Annotated in this window: 15 protein-coding genes; 6 read left to right on the top strand and 9 right to left on the bottom strand. The window is 71.9% G+C overall.

From position 1 onward, the window contains the following. Positions 1–30 precede the first annotated feature (30 nt). The 5 genes from ISU10_RS04545 (at position 31) to ISU10_RS04525 (ending at position 5,240) form a co-directional block, all read left to right on the top strand. Entirely contained in the window at positions 31–1,455 is a 1,425-nt protein-coding gene (locus ISU10_RS04545; RefSeq protein ID WP_194695182.1) for a SigE family RNA polymerase sigma factor, read from the top strand. A gap of 95 nt (positions 1,456–1,550) precedes the next feature. Continuing rightward, positions 1,551–3,119, top strand: coding sequence for a SigE family RNA polymerase sigma factor (locus ISU10_RS04540; protein WP_194695181.1), 1,569 nt, complete (start codon positions 1,551–1,553; stop codon positions 3,117–3,119). Continuing rightward, positions 3,116–3,943: a PhzF family phenazine biosynthesis protein gene (locus ISU10_RS04535; protein WP_194695180.1), complete on the top strand. Its 828-nt coding sequence runs from the start codon at positions 3,116–3,118 to the stop codon at positions 3,941–3,943. The genes ISU10_RS04540 and ISU10_RS04535 overlap by 4 nt, the downstream gene beginning before the upstream one ends. Before the next feature lie 9 nt (positions 3,944–3,952). Beyond that, positions 3,953–4,759 carry a thymidylate synthase gene (locus ISU10_RS04530; RefSeq protein ID WP_194695179.1) on the top strand — a complete coding sequence of 269 codons (807 nt, stop codon included), beginning with the start codon at positions 3,953–3,955 and terminating at the stop codon, positions 4,757–4,759. Beyond that, positions 4,749–5,240, top strand: coding sequence for a dihydrofolate reductase (locus ISU10_RS04525; RefSeq protein ID WP_194695178.1), 492 nt, complete (start codon positions 4,749–4,751; stop codon positions 5,238–5,240). Before ISU10_RS04530 ends, ISU10_RS04525 begins: the two co-directional genes overlap by 11 nt. A gap of 56 nt (positions 5,241–5,296) precedes the next feature. On the opposite strand, the gene ISU10_RS04520 is transcribed toward ISU10_RS04525, so the two are convergent. From ISU10_RS04520 to ISU10_RS04480, 9 genes are all read right to left on the bottom strand, one after another. Further along, a complete protein-coding gene (locus tag ISU10_RS04520; protein WP_194695177.1) occupies positions 5,297–5,866 on the bottom strand; it encodes a carboxymuconolactone decarboxylase family protein in 570 nt (189 codons plus the stop codon). After that, entirely contained in the window at positions 5,863–6,441 is a 579-nt protein-coding gene (locus tag ISU10_RS04515) for an OsmC family protein (RefSeq protein WP_194695176.1), read from the bottom strand. Before ISU10_RS04515 ends, ISU10_RS04520 begins: the two co-directional genes overlap by 4 nt. Before the next feature lie 31 nt (positions 6,442–6,472). Next, positions 6,473–7,675, bottom strand: coding sequence for an NAD(P)/FAD-dependent oxidoreductase (locus tag ISU10_RS04510; protein WP_194695175.1), 1,203 nt, complete (start codon positions 7,673–7,675; stop codon positions 6,473–6,475). Positions 7,676–7,814: 139 nt separating this feature from the next. Further along, positions 7,815–10,403 carry an AAA family ATPase gene (locus ISU10_RS04505; RefSeq protein ID WP_194695174.1) on the bottom strand — a complete coding sequence of 863 codons (2,589 nt, stop codon included), beginning with the start codon at positions 10,401–10,403 and terminating at the stop codon, positions 7,815–7,817. 13 nt (positions 10,404–10,416) lie between these two features. Beyond that, positions 10,417–10,692, bottom strand: coding sequence for a nickel-binding protein (locus ISU10_RS04500; protein WP_194695173.1), 276 nt, complete (start codon positions 10,690–10,692; stop codon positions 10,417–10,419). 83 nt (positions 10,693–10,775) lie between these two features. After that, positions 10,776–11,216, bottom strand: coding sequence for a MaoC family dehydratase (locus ISU10_RS04495; RefSeq protein WP_370864738.1), 441 nt, complete (start codon positions 11,214–11,216; stop codon positions 10,776–10,778). Then, positions 11,213–13,771: an ATP-binding protein gene (locus tag ISU10_RS04490; RefSeq protein ID WP_194695172.1), complete on the bottom strand. Its 2,559-nt coding sequence runs from the start codon at positions 13,769–13,771 to the stop codon at positions 11,213–11,215. The genes ISU10_RS04495 and ISU10_RS04490 overlap by 4 nt, the downstream gene beginning before the upstream one ends. Positions 13,772–13,871: 100 nt before the next feature. Next, positions 13,872–14,738 (bottom strand): alpha/beta fold hydrolase, encoded by an 867-nt coding sequence (locus tag ISU10_RS04485; RefSeq protein ID WP_194695171.1) that lies wholly within the window; start codon positions 14,736–14,738, stop codon positions 13,872–13,874. Between the two features lie 18 nt (positions 14,739–14,756). Continuing rightward, entirely contained in the window at positions 14,757–15,173 is a 417-nt protein-coding gene (locus ISU10_RS04480; protein ID WP_194695170.1) for a nitroreductase/quinone reductase family protein, read from the bottom strand. 35 nt (positions 15,174–15,208) lie between these two features. On the opposite strand from ISU10_RS04480, the gene ISU10_RS04475 reads away from it, so the two are divergent. Next, positions 15,209–16,153 (top strand): LLM class F420-dependent oxidoreductase, encoded by a 945-nt coding sequence (locus ISU10_RS04475; protein ID WP_306442083.1) that lies wholly within the window; start codon positions 15,209–15,211, stop codon positions 16,151–16,153. Positions 16,154–16,162 lie beyond the last annotated feature (9 nt).

Here is a 16,162-nt window from a genome sequence, read left to right as displayed (position 1 = left end):
GTGCGCGGGCTCCGGGGACACCATGGAGGGGTGCGGGGTGAGCGGGACTTCGAGGCGTACGTCGCCGCGCGCGGTGCCACGGTGCTGCGCTGTCTCCTCCTGATCGGCGCCGACCTCGCAGCCGCCGAGGACACCGCCACCTCGGCGTTCGCGGCCATCCGTCAGGAATGGTGGGCGCTGTCGGAGGCCGGCGACCCCGACGTCGTCTTGTGGGCAGGCGTGCTGGCGAGCGACGAGCGTCGCCGGCGCCGGGTCGGCGAGTCCGCTCCTGGCGAGACGGAGCTGGTGCGGGTCCTGCGTGAGCACGCCGGCCTCGACGAGGTCCAGGTCGCCGAGGTGCTGGGGCTCCCGACGTCTCGGGTGCGGGCCGCTTCGGCCCTGCCCGTACCTCTGGGCGACGAGGAGGACGAGCCGGCCGGCGTGTTCCCCGTGCCCTATGCCAGGGTGCGTGCCGCGGCCGGCCGCAACCGTCGACGTCGTTGGCTACAGAGTGCCGGCGTGGCCGCAGCGACCGCCCTCGTCCTCGCACTCGCGTCGTGGCTGGCCCGACCCGAGCCGCTGGTCGGGCCCGGCGATGCGCTGGACCCGGCTGCGGCCCGGGTCGAGGACAACGCCGCGAACGTCGTCTGGTGGGCCGACGGGCAGCTGCACCTGCCGAGCGCGGTCCTCGAGGTCTCGGACGTACGGCGGCTGGTGGCGGTCGGTGCCGGTGCGGCGTACGTCGACTCGAGAGGACGTCTGGTCGGGGCGGAGCCGGACGGCACCCGTACGTTGCTCGGCGAGGTGGCTGATGGCTCCGCCCTGGTCTCGTCGCCGGGTCTCGGCCTCGTCGCATGGGTGGACGTCTCTGTCCCCGGACTGACGCGGCTGGTCGTGTGGGACCTGCGCCAGGGACGCGAGGTCGCGGCGGTCGTGACGCGGCCGGGCGTCCGGCCGATCACGTTCGACGGTGGCTGGCTGCGCTTCGGACAGGGACTCAAGGACTGGGCGTGGGACCCCCGCGGTGGGCCTGCGCAGCTGACCGGTGACGGGTTCGCCGAGGCGGTCGCCGACCGCACCGCGCTGGTCGACGCCGTCGCGGGCACCCGCCTGGAGCAGTGGGGGACGTTCCTGCGCGTCGTACGTTCGGGTCGCCAGGGGGAGACCCACCTGCCCGGGTTCGGAGGTTCGCTGTCGCCTGATGGCGGGTTCGTCCTCACCGGGCCGCAGCAGCGTCGGCAGCCCCGCCTCGTCGACACCCGCACGGGTCTCCAGGTCGAGGTGTGGTCCGGCCAGGACGTGCCCCGCGGCGCGGTGTTCGACACTGCCGGAGGCGTCGCGTGGGTCGTGGAGGACGACGAGACGGGGCTGACGCGGATCGCGAGCTGCACCACGACGTCGCCGGTGAGCTGTCACGACAGCGTCGAGCTCGGCAAGCCGGACCGGGTCGTCCTCGCGGACGACTCGCGCAGGTGAGCCGCCTCCGGGGGGCATGGCCGGGTGACTTGTCGGGTGCCCTGTCGGTTGCTTTTTCGGGCGCATTGTCGGCGCCCTGAGGCAGGATGGAGAGCGTGCGCGCCGACCCCGACTTCACGGCCTACGTCGTGGCGCGCTGGACCCCCGTGGTCCGGGTCCTGGTGGTGCTGGGGGAGACCACCGAGCGAGCCGCGGACCAGGCGGTGACCTCGTTCGCGCGGATGCTGCCCGACTGGAGTCGGCTGCGCCGCGAGGGCGACGTCGACGTCGAGCTGGCTCGCCTGGTCCTCGACGGCTGGGTCAAGGCTCGCAGCAAGCAGCCCGTGCAGCGGGTCGCGGTCACGGTCCCCGCCGTGCCGGTGCTCACGCAGGAGCTCGAAGAGCGCCTCGCCATGCTTCAGCGCCTGGTCGAGGGCCTCGACCGGCTCGACGAGGCGACGCGGGTCACCGTCGTGCTCCATCACCTGGGCGAGCTCGACCACGACCAGGTCGCCGACGTGCTGGGCGAGCCGCGTGCGCACGTAGCCCGGCGCCTCGCCGATGGATCCCTGGCCCTCGATCTCGGTCCCCTCGACCCCGCCTGTCATCTCGCGGCGACGGCGATCGACGCGCCACCGCCTTCGGTGACACGCGTGGTGGGACACGCCAACACCGTGCGCCGTCGACAGTGGCTCGTGGCCCTCGCCGCGGTCGGTGCGTTGGCGCTCGCCGCTGGTGCCGCCTTCGTCGTGACGCGACCGACCGTTCCCGACGAGCCCGATGCGCTCGCGGTGTCACCGGTCGAGAACGTCGTCGACACGCCGTGGTGGCTCGATGGCACCCTCCACCTGGCGCACGGCTCGGTCGAGGTCGACGACATCGCCCAGCTCGTCGAGACCGGCAACGGCGTGGTCTTCGCCGACTCGGCGGGAGCGCTCACCTCGATCTCCGACGACGGGATCCGCCTCGACCTGGGCAACCTGCGGGCTGGGTCGACCCTCGTCTCCCAGCCACGCGCCGGCTGGGTGGCGTGGATCCTGCCGGACGGCGGGGACACGGTCGTCTACGACGCGTCCAGGGACCGCGAGATCGGTCGGGTCGAGGCCTCGGTGGACGCCAAGCTGATCGGCTTCGACCGCGAGCGCCTCTATTACCACAGTCAGGGAGTCGACTGGGTGGTCACGGTCAACGGGGATCTCACGCTCTCCGAGCCCGACCGGCTGTCGGTGCCCGAGGGGGCCTTCGGCTCCGCTCTGCTCGACGTGTCCTCGGGCACCCAGCTGCGCAGCGCGCGGGGTGTGCTCGACGTGATCCAGCCCCTCTACAGCGTCGAGAAGCAGGTGCCGGGCACGGTCGGCCAGCTGTCCGACGACGGCAACTTCGTGCTCACCCGCGTCGGTGACCACGTGGCGATGACCGACGCCAGGGACGGCACCCCCGACGGCGACTGGTTCTCCGACCAAGGATGGCGGCCGGTGGCCGCGGCGTTCACGACCGAGGGACGCGTCACCTGGGTCGTCGACACCCTCGACGGCGGCTACGGCCTGTTCGAGTGCCAGGCGTCTCGTGACTACATCAACTCCATGGACCCCGAGTCCCAGCCGTGCACCCAGCGCTACGACATCGACGCAGTGCCTGTGCTCGCCGGATCCGTCCCCGGCATCAACCTGGTCAGCACGCAGTGACACGCGCGTTCAGCCAGGTCGACGTCTTCTCGTCCGAGCCGTTCCGGGGCAACCCCGTGGCTGTGGTCCACGACGCCCAGGGGATCAGCGACGACGAGATGCGGAGCTTCGCGCGCTGGACCAACCTCTCGGAGACGACGTTCCTGCTCCCGCCGACCTCCGACGACGCCGACTACCGGCTGCGCATCTTCACCCCGTCGGTCGAGCTGCCGTTCGCCGGGCACCCGACCATCGGGTCGGCCCACGCCTGGCTCGAGGCGGGAGGAGAGCCGCGCCGCGATGGCGAGCTCGTGCAGGAGTGCGGCGTGGGGTTGGTGCGCCTGCGACGTGGGGCGCGGCTGGCCTTCGCCGGCCCGCCGTTCATCCGTTCCGGTCCGGTCGACGACGACTACCGCGAGCGCGTCGTGCGCGCCCTGCGGATCGACCCGTCCCAGATCCTCGACCTCGCGTGGATCGACAACGGACCCGGTTGGGTCGGCGTCCTGCTCGGCTCGGCCGACGAGGTGCTCGCGATCACGCCCGATCTGACGGCGTTGATGGGCATGGACATCGGTGTCGCGGGCCCCTATGCCGAAGGCAGCCGCTGCGCTGTCGAGGTGCGCGCGTTCTGCCTCGACGGGACCGAGGACCCCGTGACCGGCAGCCTCAACGCCGGTCTGGCCCAGTGGCTGGCCGGCGACCGGTTGCCCGCGTCGTACGTCGCATCCCAGGGCTCCGCGCTGGGGCGGACCGGGCGGGTCCACATCGAGCGCGTCGGCGACACGGTCTGGGTGGGCGGTGACGCGCGGACAACGATCTCCGGGACCGTCGGTCTGGGCGAGTAGTTTGACCCCATGCAGGGTTACCTCGACCTCCTCCAGCGGGTGCTCGACGAGGGAGTCGAGAAGTCCGACCGCACCGGCACCGGCACGCTGTCGGTCTTCGGTCACCAGCTGCGGTTCGACCTCAACGAGGGCTTCCCGCTCGTCACCACCAAGAAGATCCACACACGGTCGGTGTTCGCCGAGCTGCTGTGGTTCTTGCGTGGCGACACCAACGTCAAGTGGCTCCAAGACCGCGGCGTCACCATCTGGGACGAGTGGGCCGACGCCGACGGCGAGCTCGGACCCGTCTACGGCTACCAGTGGCGCTCGTGGCCCACTCCCGACGGACGACACGTCGACCAGATCGCGCAGGTCGTCGCCCAGATCCGCGACAACCCCGACAGCAGGCGCCACATCGTCTCCGCCTGGAACGTCGCCGACATCCCCCAGATGGCCCTGGCGCCGTGTCACGCGCTCTTCCAGTTCTACGTCGCGCCGTCGCCGACCGGTGGCCGGCTGTCGTGCCAGCTCTACCAGCGCTCGGCCGACATCTTCTTGGGCGTGCCGTTCAACATCGCGTCCTATGCCCTGCTGACCCACATGGTGGCCCAGGTGACCGGTCTCGAGGTCGGCGACTTCGTGCACACGCTCGGCGACGCCCACCTCTACCTCAACCACCTCGAGCAGGCTCAGCTCCAACTGACCCGCGAGCCGCGGCCACTGCCGCGGCTGGTTCTGGACCCGTCCGTGAGCGAGCTCGAGGCCTTCGACCTCGAGCACATCGCGGTCGAGGGCTACGACCCCCACCCCGGCATCAGGGCCCCCATTGCCGTCTAGCGCGGGTCGAGAGCGCATCACGCTCGTCGCTGCCGTTGCGGCCAACGGGGTGATCGGCGCAGCGGGCGGCATCCCCTGGCGGATCCCCGAGGACTTCGCGCACTTCAAGAGGGTCACCCTCGGCCACACACTGGTGATGGGCCGGGCTACCTACGACTCGATCGGCCGGCCGCTCCCCGGGCGCACGACCGTGGTGCTCACCCGCGACCCCGGGTGGTCCGCCGAGGGTGTGCAGGTGGCGGCCTCGCTGGAGGAGGCGTTGACACAGGCAGGCGAGCTGCCGGGCGAGGTGATGGTGGTCGGGGGCGCCGCGGTCTACGCCGCCGCTCTGCCGATCGCTGACGCGCAGATCCTCACCGAGGTCCACCTCTCGCCCGAGGGCGACACCCGCTACCCCGACTGGGATCGCGGCGACTGGGTCGAGACCGTCCGGCTACCGGGCCCGGGACTCGAGTGGGTCTGGTGGGAGCGACGCGCCTGAGCGGCGGTGCGTGAGTGTTGATCTGCGTCATCTCAACCAACGCTCACGCACCGCCCTCAGCGCCCGAACGTGACCGCCTGCCGCACCTCGGCGGGCACCCGGTCCACGAGCTCGGAGTCGGGCTGGGCGCCGAGCGCGTCGTTGACCGTCGAGAACGCCTGACGCAGCGCCACGAACACCGTGAGCGCGACGATCTGGTCGTCGTCGAGGCCGACGGCTCGCAGCTGCTCCACGTCCTCGGCAGTCGTCTCGTTCGGCCGCCTGACGACCTTGCGAGCCCAGCGGACCAGAGCCCGGTCGAGGTCGCTGAGCGGTGCGTCGTCACCGGCAACGGCCTGGGCTGCGGCCTGCGGGCCCACCGCGTTGGCCAGCTTGTAGCCGAACGCGAGAGAGCAGTAGGCATCGCCCATCGCCGCCGCACTCGTGGTCACGAGCAGGGCCCGCTGGCGCACGTCGAGACCGGCGGTCTGCGTCGACGTCGTGAGCGCGTATGACAACGCGGCCAGCGACTCCGGAGAGTGCGCCCAGACGCGGGTCTGGTTGGCGACGTACCCCTGGACCTTGAGGTCCGTGGCATACATCCGCTCGGCGTCCTCACTGGCGCGTGCCTCGCCCACGAAGGTCATCGGGCGACCTCGACCGTGACGGCGGTGCCGTTGGTCAGGACGTCGAAGACCGCCGAGCGGGCCTGGGACTGCGCGACGAGCGCGGCCAGCTGCTCGGCGTCCCCGTCGCCCTCGACCTCGAAGACGACCCGGATGTCGGAGAAGCCGTTGCGCACCGAGGAGTCGATGCCCAAGATGCCGCGCAGGTCGATGTCGCCCTCGACGCGGCAGGTCACACCGCTCAGCTCGACGCCGCGGGCGGCCGCGATGTTGCCGAGACCGGCCATCAGGCACGACGCGAGCGCGTTGAGCAGCAGCTCGGCGGGCGTGGGTCCGTTGTCCTTGCCGACGAGTACGGCGGGGTGGTCGGCCGCGATCACCGTCGCCCCGGCACCCGGGACGGCGTGGAGATGCTCCTGGCCGGCGCCGTAGAAGCCCGGGAAGCGGCCGAGGCTGTGGGTGCCCGACACCCACTCGTTGAGAGCGCGGAAGCGGAACTGCGCGAGCTCGGGCTGCGAGCGGACCGCGTCGATGGTCGCGAAGAGGGTGTCGACGTCGACGCCGTTCACGGTGCCGCGCTCGGTGGTGCTGGTCATGATGGTTCTCCTTGGTTGGTGTTGCGCCCGGTCAGGCGACCGGGACGAAGGTGGGGCGGGCGGCGAGGAGGCGGGCCTCCTCGTCCAGGGCCCGGCTGAGCTCCATCTGGAGCTCGACGAACCGCGCGATCGGGGGAAAGGCCCCGAGCTCGCGGGTGATGCGGAAGGTCTCGACGATGGCGCTGTCGCGCTCGCGCCGATAGCCGTCGTAGGCCGCCCGCTCGTCCTGCGGGGACGCGAGCGCGCGCACCACGGCCGTGGCGAGCAGGTCGGCATCGCGGAACGCGTCGGTGATGCCGTGGCCGGTGATGGGGTCGCGGTGGAAGCCCGCGTCACCGACGAGCGCCCACCCGGGCCCGTGCGGCTGCAGCACGTGGTTGGGCAGCCCGACCGTGCCGCGCAGCGGCGACCGCACCGCGCCGGACCGCACCGTGGTGCCCAGCACGGGCACCCGGACCTCGAGCTCTGCGAGCCAGGCGTCGACCTTGCGGTCGCCGGCACGCAGTACTCCGTTGGCCGAGGCAGCGGGCAGCATCAGCCAGACCGCCGCCTCACCGCCGTGTGTCGGGAAGACGCCGGCGAAGGCTCCGTCGGCGATGTGGAAGTCGAAGCCGTCCCAGGCCACGTCGCCGACGTAGGCGTAGAGGCAGGCACCGGACGGTGCATGCTGCTCGAGCACCCGTGCGCCGACCTTCCGGGCCAGGCCCGAGCGGAGTCCGTCTGCTCCGATCACCACGGTGGCGTCGAGCCGCAGCTCCCGCCCCTGTGCGGTGTGGGCGAGCACGCCGGTGACGCGCCCCGAGGCGTTGCGTACCAGGTCGGTGACGGTGGTGCGGTCGAGCACCGTTGCCCCTGCGCGGCGGGCCGAGGTGGTCAGGATGTCGTCGAGAACCAGGCGGCGGGGCGCGAGCATCAGGTCCACGCCCGCGCGCTCCTTGACCTGGTAACTGACCGGGGCGGGAGCCGACTCGCCGTACTGCCGGAACGAGACCGACCGGATGGCGGGGGCACCGCTGTCGAGTACGTCCTCGAGCAGGCCCCAGCGCGAGAGCTGGACGACGCCGCCGCGCACGAGGGAGTGGGTCGACGTGGTGTCGCTCGGCAGCGGGCTGCGGTCCAGGACGACGACGTCGAGCCCGCTGCGAGCCAGGAGCATCGCGGTCGCGGCGCCCGCGACGCGGGCTCCCACGATGACGACGTCGTGGCGGGTGTGGGCTGCTGGTTCGATGTGCATGCGTGGACGTTAGGAACCAACGGGGGTGGCCCACGTCGGGAGCAGATCCCTACTTTGGGTGGGGCTCACCCCAGGTTTGAGGGGGGCGTGTGGTCTCCACGGGCTCGACCGCCGGGAGAGGCTCGACCGCCGAGAGGAGTCAGGCCAGGCCCAGCTCGCCGGCTCGCACGACGACCGCACGGCGGTTGGGCATCCCCAGCTTCGCGAGGACCGCGGAGACGTGGTGGTCGGCAGTCTTGGCGGAGATGAACAGCCGCGCGGCGATCTCGGCGTTGGTGAACCCGCGCGCGACCAGGCGGGCGACATCGAGCTGGCGGTTGGTCAGCCCGGCAGGGTTGGCGCGGGTGCTGGCACGCGGGCGTTGCGGCACCTGTTCGACGCCCTGCTCGCGCAGGTCGCGACGCAGCCGGTCGGCGGTGGCGGTGGCGCCGAGCAGGTCGAGCCGCTCGATGCCACGTACCTTCAGGTCGGGATCGTCGGAGTCGCTCCAGGCCATCGCCTCGTCGTACGTCGCGTTCGCCCGGCGCCACCAGGTCGCGGCCTCCTGGGGCCGACCCGCGAAAGTGAGGCGGTAGGGCTCCGGGAGACTCTCCGCCTCCACCGAGACCGTGAGTCCGATGCGTCGCAGCCACAGGGCGAGGTCACCGGTGACCCAGGTCGTCGACCGGTCCCCGGACACCCAGGCACCCTCGGCCGCCTTGCCCACCCGTGCGTCCGGGATGCCGGTCAGCCAGGTGCGCTCCGCGAGTGCGGCCAGCACCGGTAGGCGGCGCAGCGGCTCGTCGAGCGACTGGGCAAGTTGCCAGGCCTCGTCGAGGCGGCCTTCGTCCGAGCCCTGTCGGCGCAGCAGCACCAGCCCCTCGACGATGGTGGGCCACAGCTGGGCCACGGCCATGCCGGGTCGACGCAGGCAGGCGTCGGCATCCTCCAGCGCTGCGTCCCAGCGGCCCTCCAGCATCCGCAGGCGGGACCGAACTGCGGTCTGCCAGTGGTTGCAGATGGGGATGTCTCGCTCGACGGTCAGGGCCAGCGACTCCTCGAGCACGCTCTCGGCCATGGACAACCGGCGCTGGTCGACGTCGAGGTAGCTGAGATTGGTGTACCCCGTGGAGGCCAGCTCTTCGAGACCGGTGGCCCTCGCGCGCTCGATCTGGCCGAGCAGCTCCTCGCGGGCGTCGGCCTCGCCGTGGGCCAGGTCGGTCGCGGCTCGCACGATGCCGGCTCGCACGACCAGGGCGTCGATGCCCGAGGCGTGGCCGATCCGCAGGCCGTCGTCGCTGCACGCAGCCGAGAGCGCGTACTCGCTGCGCTGGAAGGCCAGGTAGGCGCGGGTGAGGCGAGCGGCGGCATAGGCCGGCGACTGCCCCTCGGATCCGTCGTCGACGAGCCTCACCGCCCGCTCGGCGAGCTGCTCGGCGCGGGCCCGGTGCGCGCTGTAGTACTCATAGACCGCGCACCGCTCGTGCGCCGAGGACAGGCCGGCCGCGTCGCCGAGCTCGTCCCACAGCGGGAAGGTCGCGGTGATGCTCGCGATCGCGAGGTCGAGCTTGTTGATCATGTACTGCTCGAAGGCCAGCTGGGTCAGCAGCACCGCGCGTCGGTGGGTCGACCCCTGGTAGTGGGACAGCGCGATCTGGAAGAACGCGGCCGCCTCGGCGTGGGCGCCGGCGCGCGTGGCGTCGTACCCGGCCTGCTCGGCGTAGCGGGCCGCGCGCGGCGCATCGGCAGCAGCGACTGCGTGGTGGGTGAGCACCGCGGCATCGCCGGGACCCGTGCGTTCGAGGGCGTCGAGCAGTCGGGCGTGCAGACGGCTCAGGCCTCCGGCCGGGATGGTGCTCTCCACGGCCAGCCGGGCCAGCTCGTGACGGAAGAGCAGCCCGCGATCGTTGCGGGTCAGCAGGCCGCTCGCCTGCAGGCGACGCAGTGTCGGGAGGTCGACACCCAGCGCCGGAAGCAGCCGGTCGTCGACGCGGTCGGGTGCCGCGGCGGCGAGCTGCAGCACCTCGAAGTCGTGGGGCGCCATGTCGGTCGTGCGGGCGAGTACGGCGTCGCGCACGGTCTCGGGCAGGGGCAGGTCGGGCGCCTTGGCCACCTCGGCGGTGAAGAACGGGTTGCCGCCCGTCAGCGCATGGACCTCCGCGGCGTCCAGTCCGGTGCCCTCCAGCAGCGCGGCCACACCGGCTGGGCTGAGGGGCGGGAGACGGAGCGACAGGAGCGGTTCGAGCACGGCGAAGTCGCCGATGAGCGGGCGAGCGGGATGGTTGATGTCGATCTCGTCGCGGTAGGTCACCACCACCACGCACGGCATCGCCTCGCAGCGACGCACCAGGAAGCGGAGCACCTCGACGGAGGCGGCGTCGACCCAGTGCAGGTCCTCGACGACCAGCAGGGTCGGCACTTCACGGAGCTCGGCGAAGACGGCCTCGCACACCTCGGAGAGCAGCACCTGACCCGACAAGGCGGGCAGGTGGGCGAACAGGTCGCGAAACGGCCCCAGCGGGCGCGCGGTCGCCAACGGGTCGCAGCCGCCGCGCAGCACCCGCAGGGTCCGCGACCCCTTCGAGCCGCCGAGCGACGCGGCGGCCTGGCACGCGGCCAGGACGAGGGTGGACTTCCCGGCACCGGCCTCACCCGAGACCGCGACCGCGGAGCCCCGGCCCAGCAGGGCGCTGCGGAGCCGGTCGGTCAGCGCTACCAGCTCGGCCTCACGCTCCAGCGGCGAACCCATGATCAGACGGGGGTCACGCCTGCCGCGCGAGCGGACCGAACTCGCGGGTCAGCTCCATCACGACGGCGCCCGGGAAGCCTCCGCGTCGCGCCTGCTCCAAGACGGCCTCCTCGTCCTCGGCCTCATGGACGTCGTAGATGGTGTCGCCGGCGACATAGCTGGTGACCCAGGTGTAGGGCACGCCGAGCGAGTCGACGGCCTCCTGGCAGGTCTGCGCGATCGCGCCGACCTCGTCGTCGGTCAGCCGGCTCGCGCCGGGCAGGTATCGCTGGATCAGGTAGCGAGGCATGGGATCGGTCCTTCCGGTCTGGGTGTGCACCAGCCTGCTGCCAACGGACCCGGCGAACATCGGGAGCGGCTACCTATCTGCGCTCACGCTGGGGAGAGGTCCATGGTCCAGCAGACAGCCGTTCCCTCGATGGCCACGACCCCGTCGTCGCGGACCACCCGCGTCGCGAGGGTCGTGATCGGCTTGTCCTCGCGCACGGCGGTGACCTCCACCTGGCCGGTGATGGTGTCGCCGGGCCGGCAGGGTGCCAGGAACTTCCAGTGCGTCTCCAAGAAGACGGTGCCCGGGCCGGGGAGTCGCTGTGCCACCACCGCGTTGAGGATCGCGCTGGTGACCCCGCCCTGCACGACGATGCCGCCGAAGCGGGTGCGAGCAGCGGCCTCGACGTCGTAGTGCACGGGGTTGCGGTCACCGCTGATCTCGGTGAAGCGGAGGATGTCGGAGGCCTCGATCGTGCGCGTGAGCTCGGCGCGGTCGCCGACCTGGGGAGCTCCCTGAGGCCAGGCCACACCCGGAGCGGTCACGCGAGTCCCAGCTCCGCGGCCTGGACGACGACGGCACGGCGGTTGGGCAGGCCCAGCTTCATCAGGACCGCAGAGACGTGGTGGTCGGCAGTCTTGACCGAGATGAACAGCCGCTCGGCGATTTCGGCGTTGGTGAAGCCTCGGGCCACGAGCTTGGCCACGTCGAGCTGACGGTTGGTCAGACCCGCCGGGTTGGCCCGGGTGCTGGCGAGAGGGCGCGGCGGCACGTGCTCGACGCCGTCCTCGCGCAGCAGCCGGCGGAGCCGGTCGGCCGTCGAGGTCGCGCCGAGCAGGTCGAGCCGCTCGATGCCGCGGATGCGATCCGCGGGATCCGCGGAGTCGGCCGAGGACATGGCCTGCTCGAACACCGCGCCCGCCTGGCGCCACCACGACGCGGCCTCGCGGTGTTGGCCGGCGAGGCTGAGCCGGTAGGGCTCGGCGACCTGCTCGGGGTCGATCGGTGACGGCAGACCCATGCGGCCCAGCCAGACAGCCAGCTCGCCGCCCACCCAGGCCGTTGCCCGGGACCGGGTGTCGAGGTGCCCGAGCAGCGCGGTCGCGTTGCTCACGCGAGGGTCGGGAGTGCCGGTGAGCCACCAGCGCTCGGCCAGGGCGGCCAGCGCTGGGATCCGGCGTAGCGGCTCGCCGAGCTGGTCGGCCAGCCGCCAGGCGTCCTCGAGCCGCCCGTTGTCGGAGCCGGTCGTACGCAAGGCCACCAGGCCCTCGACGACGAACGGCCAGAAGTCGGCCAGCGGCATCCCGGAGCGGTTCAGGCACTCGTCGGCATCCTCGAGGGCGGCGTTCCACTGCCCCTCGAGGAACCGCAGCCGGGCTCGTACGGAGGTCTGCCAGTGGTTGCAGATCGGGATGTCGCGCTCGAGGGTGAACTGCAGCGACTCCTCCAGCACCCGCTCGGCTGCGCCCAGCCGACGCTGCTCGACATCGTGGTAGACGAGGTTGGAGTAGCCCGTTGACGCGAGCTCGTCGTACCCGAGGCCGCGCGCGGTCTCGATCGAGGACACCAGTCGCTCGCGGCCCCCCTCGACGCCCTGAGCCAGGTCGGCGGCGGCACGGACCAACCCGGAGCGAGTGAGCAGCCCCTGGTGGTCGAGCTCGCGACCGATGCGGTCACCGTCGACGTTGCACGCCACCGCGAGCTCGTGGTCGCTGCGCATGTAGGCCAGGTAGCCGAGGGTGAGCCGAGCAGCGGCGTACTCCGCCCCGGCGCCCGCCGCGAGGCTCATCGCCCGCTCCACGTGCTCCTCGGCCTGGAAGCGCCGGGCGTTGTAGTACTCGAAGATGGCGCACATCTCGTGAGCCGAGGAGAGGCCTACGGGGTCGCCTGCGTCCTGCCACACCGGGAACGTGGAGGTCACCGTCGCGATGGCGTCGTCGAGCCGGTTGGTCATGTACTGCTCGTAGGCCATCCGGGTCAGCAACGTGGCGCGCTCGGACGCCTCGCCCTGGTGGTGGGCGACCGCGATCTGCAAGAAGGCCGCTGCCTCGGAGTGGGCTCCGGCGCGCGCCGCCTGCTCGGCGGCCTCCTCGCCGTAGCGAACGGCGCGGGCGGAGTCGGCCGCGGCCACCGCGTGGTGGGTGAGGACGGCGGGGTCGCGCGGCTCGATCCGCTCCAGCGCGTCGAGGATCCGGGCGTGCAGCCGGGTCAGCCCGCCGGCGGGGATCGTGCTCTCGACGGCCAGCCGGGCGAGCTCGTGACGGAAGATCAGACCGTGGCGGTTGCGCAGCAGCAGCCCGGTCGCGTGGAGGCGACGCAGGGTCGGCAGGTCGACCCCGAGGGCCGGGAGCAGCCGGTCGTCGAGGCGGTCGGGGGCGGCGGCCGCGAGCTGCAGGACCTCGAAGTCCTCGGGCGCGATGGCCGTCGTGCGGGCGAGTACGGCGTCGCGCACGGTCTCGGGCAGCTCCGGGGCGTCGGGGTCCTTGGCGACCTCGGAGGCGAAGAACGGGTTGCCACCGGTCAGCGCGTGCACGCGCTCGGTGTCCAGGCCGGTGCCGGCGAGCAGCTTCGCGACGCCGTCGAAGGTGAGGGGCCCGAGCCGTAGCGTGGTGAGCTGGTCGAGGACGGCGAAGTCGCCGATCAGCGGTCGGGCCGAGTGCGTCGCGTCGATCTCGTCGTCGCGGTAGGTCACCACGACCACGCTGGGCATCGCCTCGCTCCGCCTGACCAGGAAGCGCAGCACCTCGACGGTCGCCGCGTCGACCCAGTGCAGGTCCTCCACGACCAGGACGGTCGGCTCAGCCCGCAGCTGGGCGTACACCGCCTCGCACACGTCGGCCAACGATGAGGTGCCGGTGACGGGCACGACGTCCTCGAAGAGGTCGCGGATCGGACCGAGTGGTCGCGGCGTGGCCAACGGGTCGCAGCCGCCGCGGAGCACGCGCAGGTCCTCGACGCCCGCGCACGCGGCCTCCACCAGCGCCGACTTGCCCGCGCCGGGCTCGCCTGAGACCGCGATCGCCGTGCCGGTCCCCGCCCTGGCCGTCGCCAGCGCACCCGAGAGCGCCGCGAGCTCAGAGTCCCTCTCGAGCAGCTCCACCGGAAAACTGTAAGCCGGTCCCGCGGGCGCGATCGTCACCTTTCCATCGTCGCTTCTCCGGCGCGATGACGGTATGGGGAACCGCTACCCATCTCTGGGGTCAGTTACGGCCCGCCAGCTCGCCGAACATCCGGCGCAGCGCACCGAACACGACTGACAGGTGACCCTCTCCGAGCTCGAGGTGGCCGGTCGCCGCCGGTAGTGCCTCAGCCAGCCACCGACCGTGGTCGAAGGGCACCATCAAGTCGACCTCGCCCTGCCAGACGTAGACCGGCACCCGCAGGGCCGACAGCTCGAACCCCCAGGGCTGGGTGAAGGCGAGGTCGTCGTCCAGCCACCCGTCGATCCCCGGCCGCAGCGCCTCTCTGCAGTTGGCGGCGAGCCAGTCGCCGAGGTCGTCGCTCAGCAGCGCGCGGTCGATGTCGGGCAGTACGGAGCCCAGGGCCGCGACGATGCCGGGTCCGTCGGTGTCGCGCAGCCCGACAGCCTCCTGCTCCAGCAGCGGACGCAGTGCGTCCTCTCCGTCGAGGGCAGCGCCGAACTCGACCACGTTGCCCTCGCCCATGCCGGCCAGGAAGTCGAGGCCCTCGCCGCCGTAGGGCGCGACGCTCGCCATCGTCAGCACACCGGTGACCCGGTCGCCCAGGAGAGCCGCGGTCGCCAGCGCGTGCGGCCCGCCGCCGGACCAGCCGGCCGTCACGCACTCCCGCACCCCGAGGTGGTCGAGCACCTGGCGCGCGTCGTCGGCAACGTCGGCGACACTGCGGCCAGGTCGCCTCGAGGATGCGCCGTACCCCGGACGCGACCAGGTCACCAGGCGAAGCCCGGCACCAGCCGCCGCGTCGACCATCGCTTGATAGGGCAGTACCGATCCGGGAGTGCCGTGGTGGTAGAGCACGACCTCGCCAGTCCCACCCGCGTCGTACAGGTCCAGCTCTCGTCCGTCCGCCAAGCTCAGGAGGCTCATGCAGCGATGGTGCCACCGTCAGTCGGCGAGCAGGGCTACCGGGATGGTGCGACCGGCCTTCCGCTCGTAGCGGGCGACGTTAGGTCTCGTGGAGAGGATCAGGCGCCAGGCTTCTGCTCGCTCGGAGCCGCGCAGCTCGTGCGGCGTGACCGTTCGGTGCTGGGTGCCGACCTGTATCTCGGCGCGCTCTGCGGCCCGCAGGTTGCGGAACCAGTCGGGATCGCTCGAGGCGCCTGAGGCACTGCCCCACACCAACAGCCCCCCGGGAGTCTCGACGTAGGCCATGCAGGTCGACCTCGGTATCCCCGTCCGCCGACCGGGCACCGTGAGGACCAGCACCTTTGCGGCGCCGCCACCCGCAGCGCCCGACGTCCGCCGGTAGAGCCACACCCCGAACTGGTTGCTCCACGCCAGCATCCTGCGACGAATGCTCACGTGGGCCACGCTAGCCGTCTGGCAGGGTTGACGGCATGGCTGCGATGGAGCTGCGCGTGTTCACCGAGCCGCAGCAGGGAGCGTCGTACGACGACCTGCTGAGGGTGGCCCAGAAGGCCGAGGAGCTGGGATTCGGGGCGTTCTTCCGCTCCGACCACTTCCTCGGCATGGGCACCGATGGACTGCCTGGGCCGACCGACGCCTGGGTCACCCTCGGCGCTCTGGCCCGCGAGACCAGCTCGATCCGTCTCGGCACGATGGTCACCAGCGTGACGTTCAGGTGGCCGGGTCTGCTCGCGGTCCAGGTGGCACAGGTCGACCAGATGAGCGGCGGACGCGTCGAGCTGGGCATCGGCGCCGGGTGGTTCGGCAAGGAGCACGCGGCCTACGCCGTGCCGTTCCCCGACGTCCGCGAGCGGTTCGAGATGCTCGAGGAGCAGGTCGAGATCATCACGGGGCTCTGGGCGTGCGGTCACGCGAACGACGATCGCTACTCCTTCGATGGCAAGCACTACCAGGTCAGTGACTCACCCGGCTTGCCCAAGCCGCACCAGGCCAAGCCGCCCGTGATCATCGGCGGGGCCGGCAAGCTGCGCTCGGCCGCGTTGGCTGCCAGGTTCGCCGACGAGTACAACGTGCCGTTCACCGCCTTCGAGGAAGGGCTCGAGGTCCACGAGCGCGTGCGCCGGGCCTGCGAGGAGATCGACCGCGACCCGGCGTCGATGATCCACTCCAGCGCCCTGGTCCTGTGCGTGGGCCGGGACGAGGCGGAGTTCCACAGGCGTGCCGCGGCGATCGGCCACGATCCCGAGACGCTGCGCAGCGAGCAGCTCGGCGGCACGGTCAGCGAGGTGCTCGACAAGGTGGGCCGCTACGCGGAGTCCGGCCAATCCCGTCTCTATCTGCAGACCCTCGACCTCGACGACCTCGACCACCTGCACCTCGTGGCGGAGGAGATCATGCCGCACGTCACCCACTAGCCTTGGCCC

Origin of the sequence: Nocardioides agariphilus, assembly GCF_015352445.1 — a bacterium.
Classification (GTDB): Bacteria; Actinomycetota; Actinomycetes; order Propionibacteriales; family Nocardioidaceae; genus Nocardioides; species Nocardioides agariphilus.
This window is presented reverse-complemented; position numbering and strand designations above follow the sequence as displayed.

Coding starts and splice junctions, on each gene's coding strand:
- ISU10_RS04530 (WP_194695179.1), top strand. CDS start 3,953: ATGCAGGGTTACCTCGACCTCCTCCAGCGGGTGCTCGACGAGGGAGTC.
- ISU10_RS04520 (WP_194695177.1), bottom strand. CDS start 5,866: ATGACCTTCGTGGGCGAGGCACGCGCCAGTGAGGACGCCGAGCGGATG.
- ISU10_RS04515 (WP_194695176.1), bottom strand. CDS start 6,441: ATGACCAGCACCACCGAGCGCGGCACCGTGAACGGCGTCGACGTCGAC.
- ISU10_RS04510 (WP_194695175.1), bottom strand. CDS start 7,675: ATGCACATCGAACCAGCAGCCCACACCCGCCACGACGTCGTCATCGTG.
- ISU10_RS04505 (WP_194695174.1), bottom strand. CDS start 10,403: ATGGGTTCGCCGCTGGAGCGTGAGGCCGAGCTGGTAGCGCTGACCGAC.
- ISU10_RS04500 (WP_194695173.1), bottom strand. CDS start 10,692: ATGCCTCGCTACCTGATCCAGCGATACCTGCCCGGCGCGAGCCGGCTG.
- ISU10_RS04485 (WP_194695171.1), bottom strand. CDS start 14,738: ATGAGCCTCCTGAGCTTGGCGGACGGACGAGAGCTGGACCTGTACGAC.
- ISU10_RS04475 (WP_306442083.1), top strand. CDS start 15,209: ATGGCTGCGATGGAGCTGCGCGTGTTCACCGAGCCGCAGCAGGGAGCG.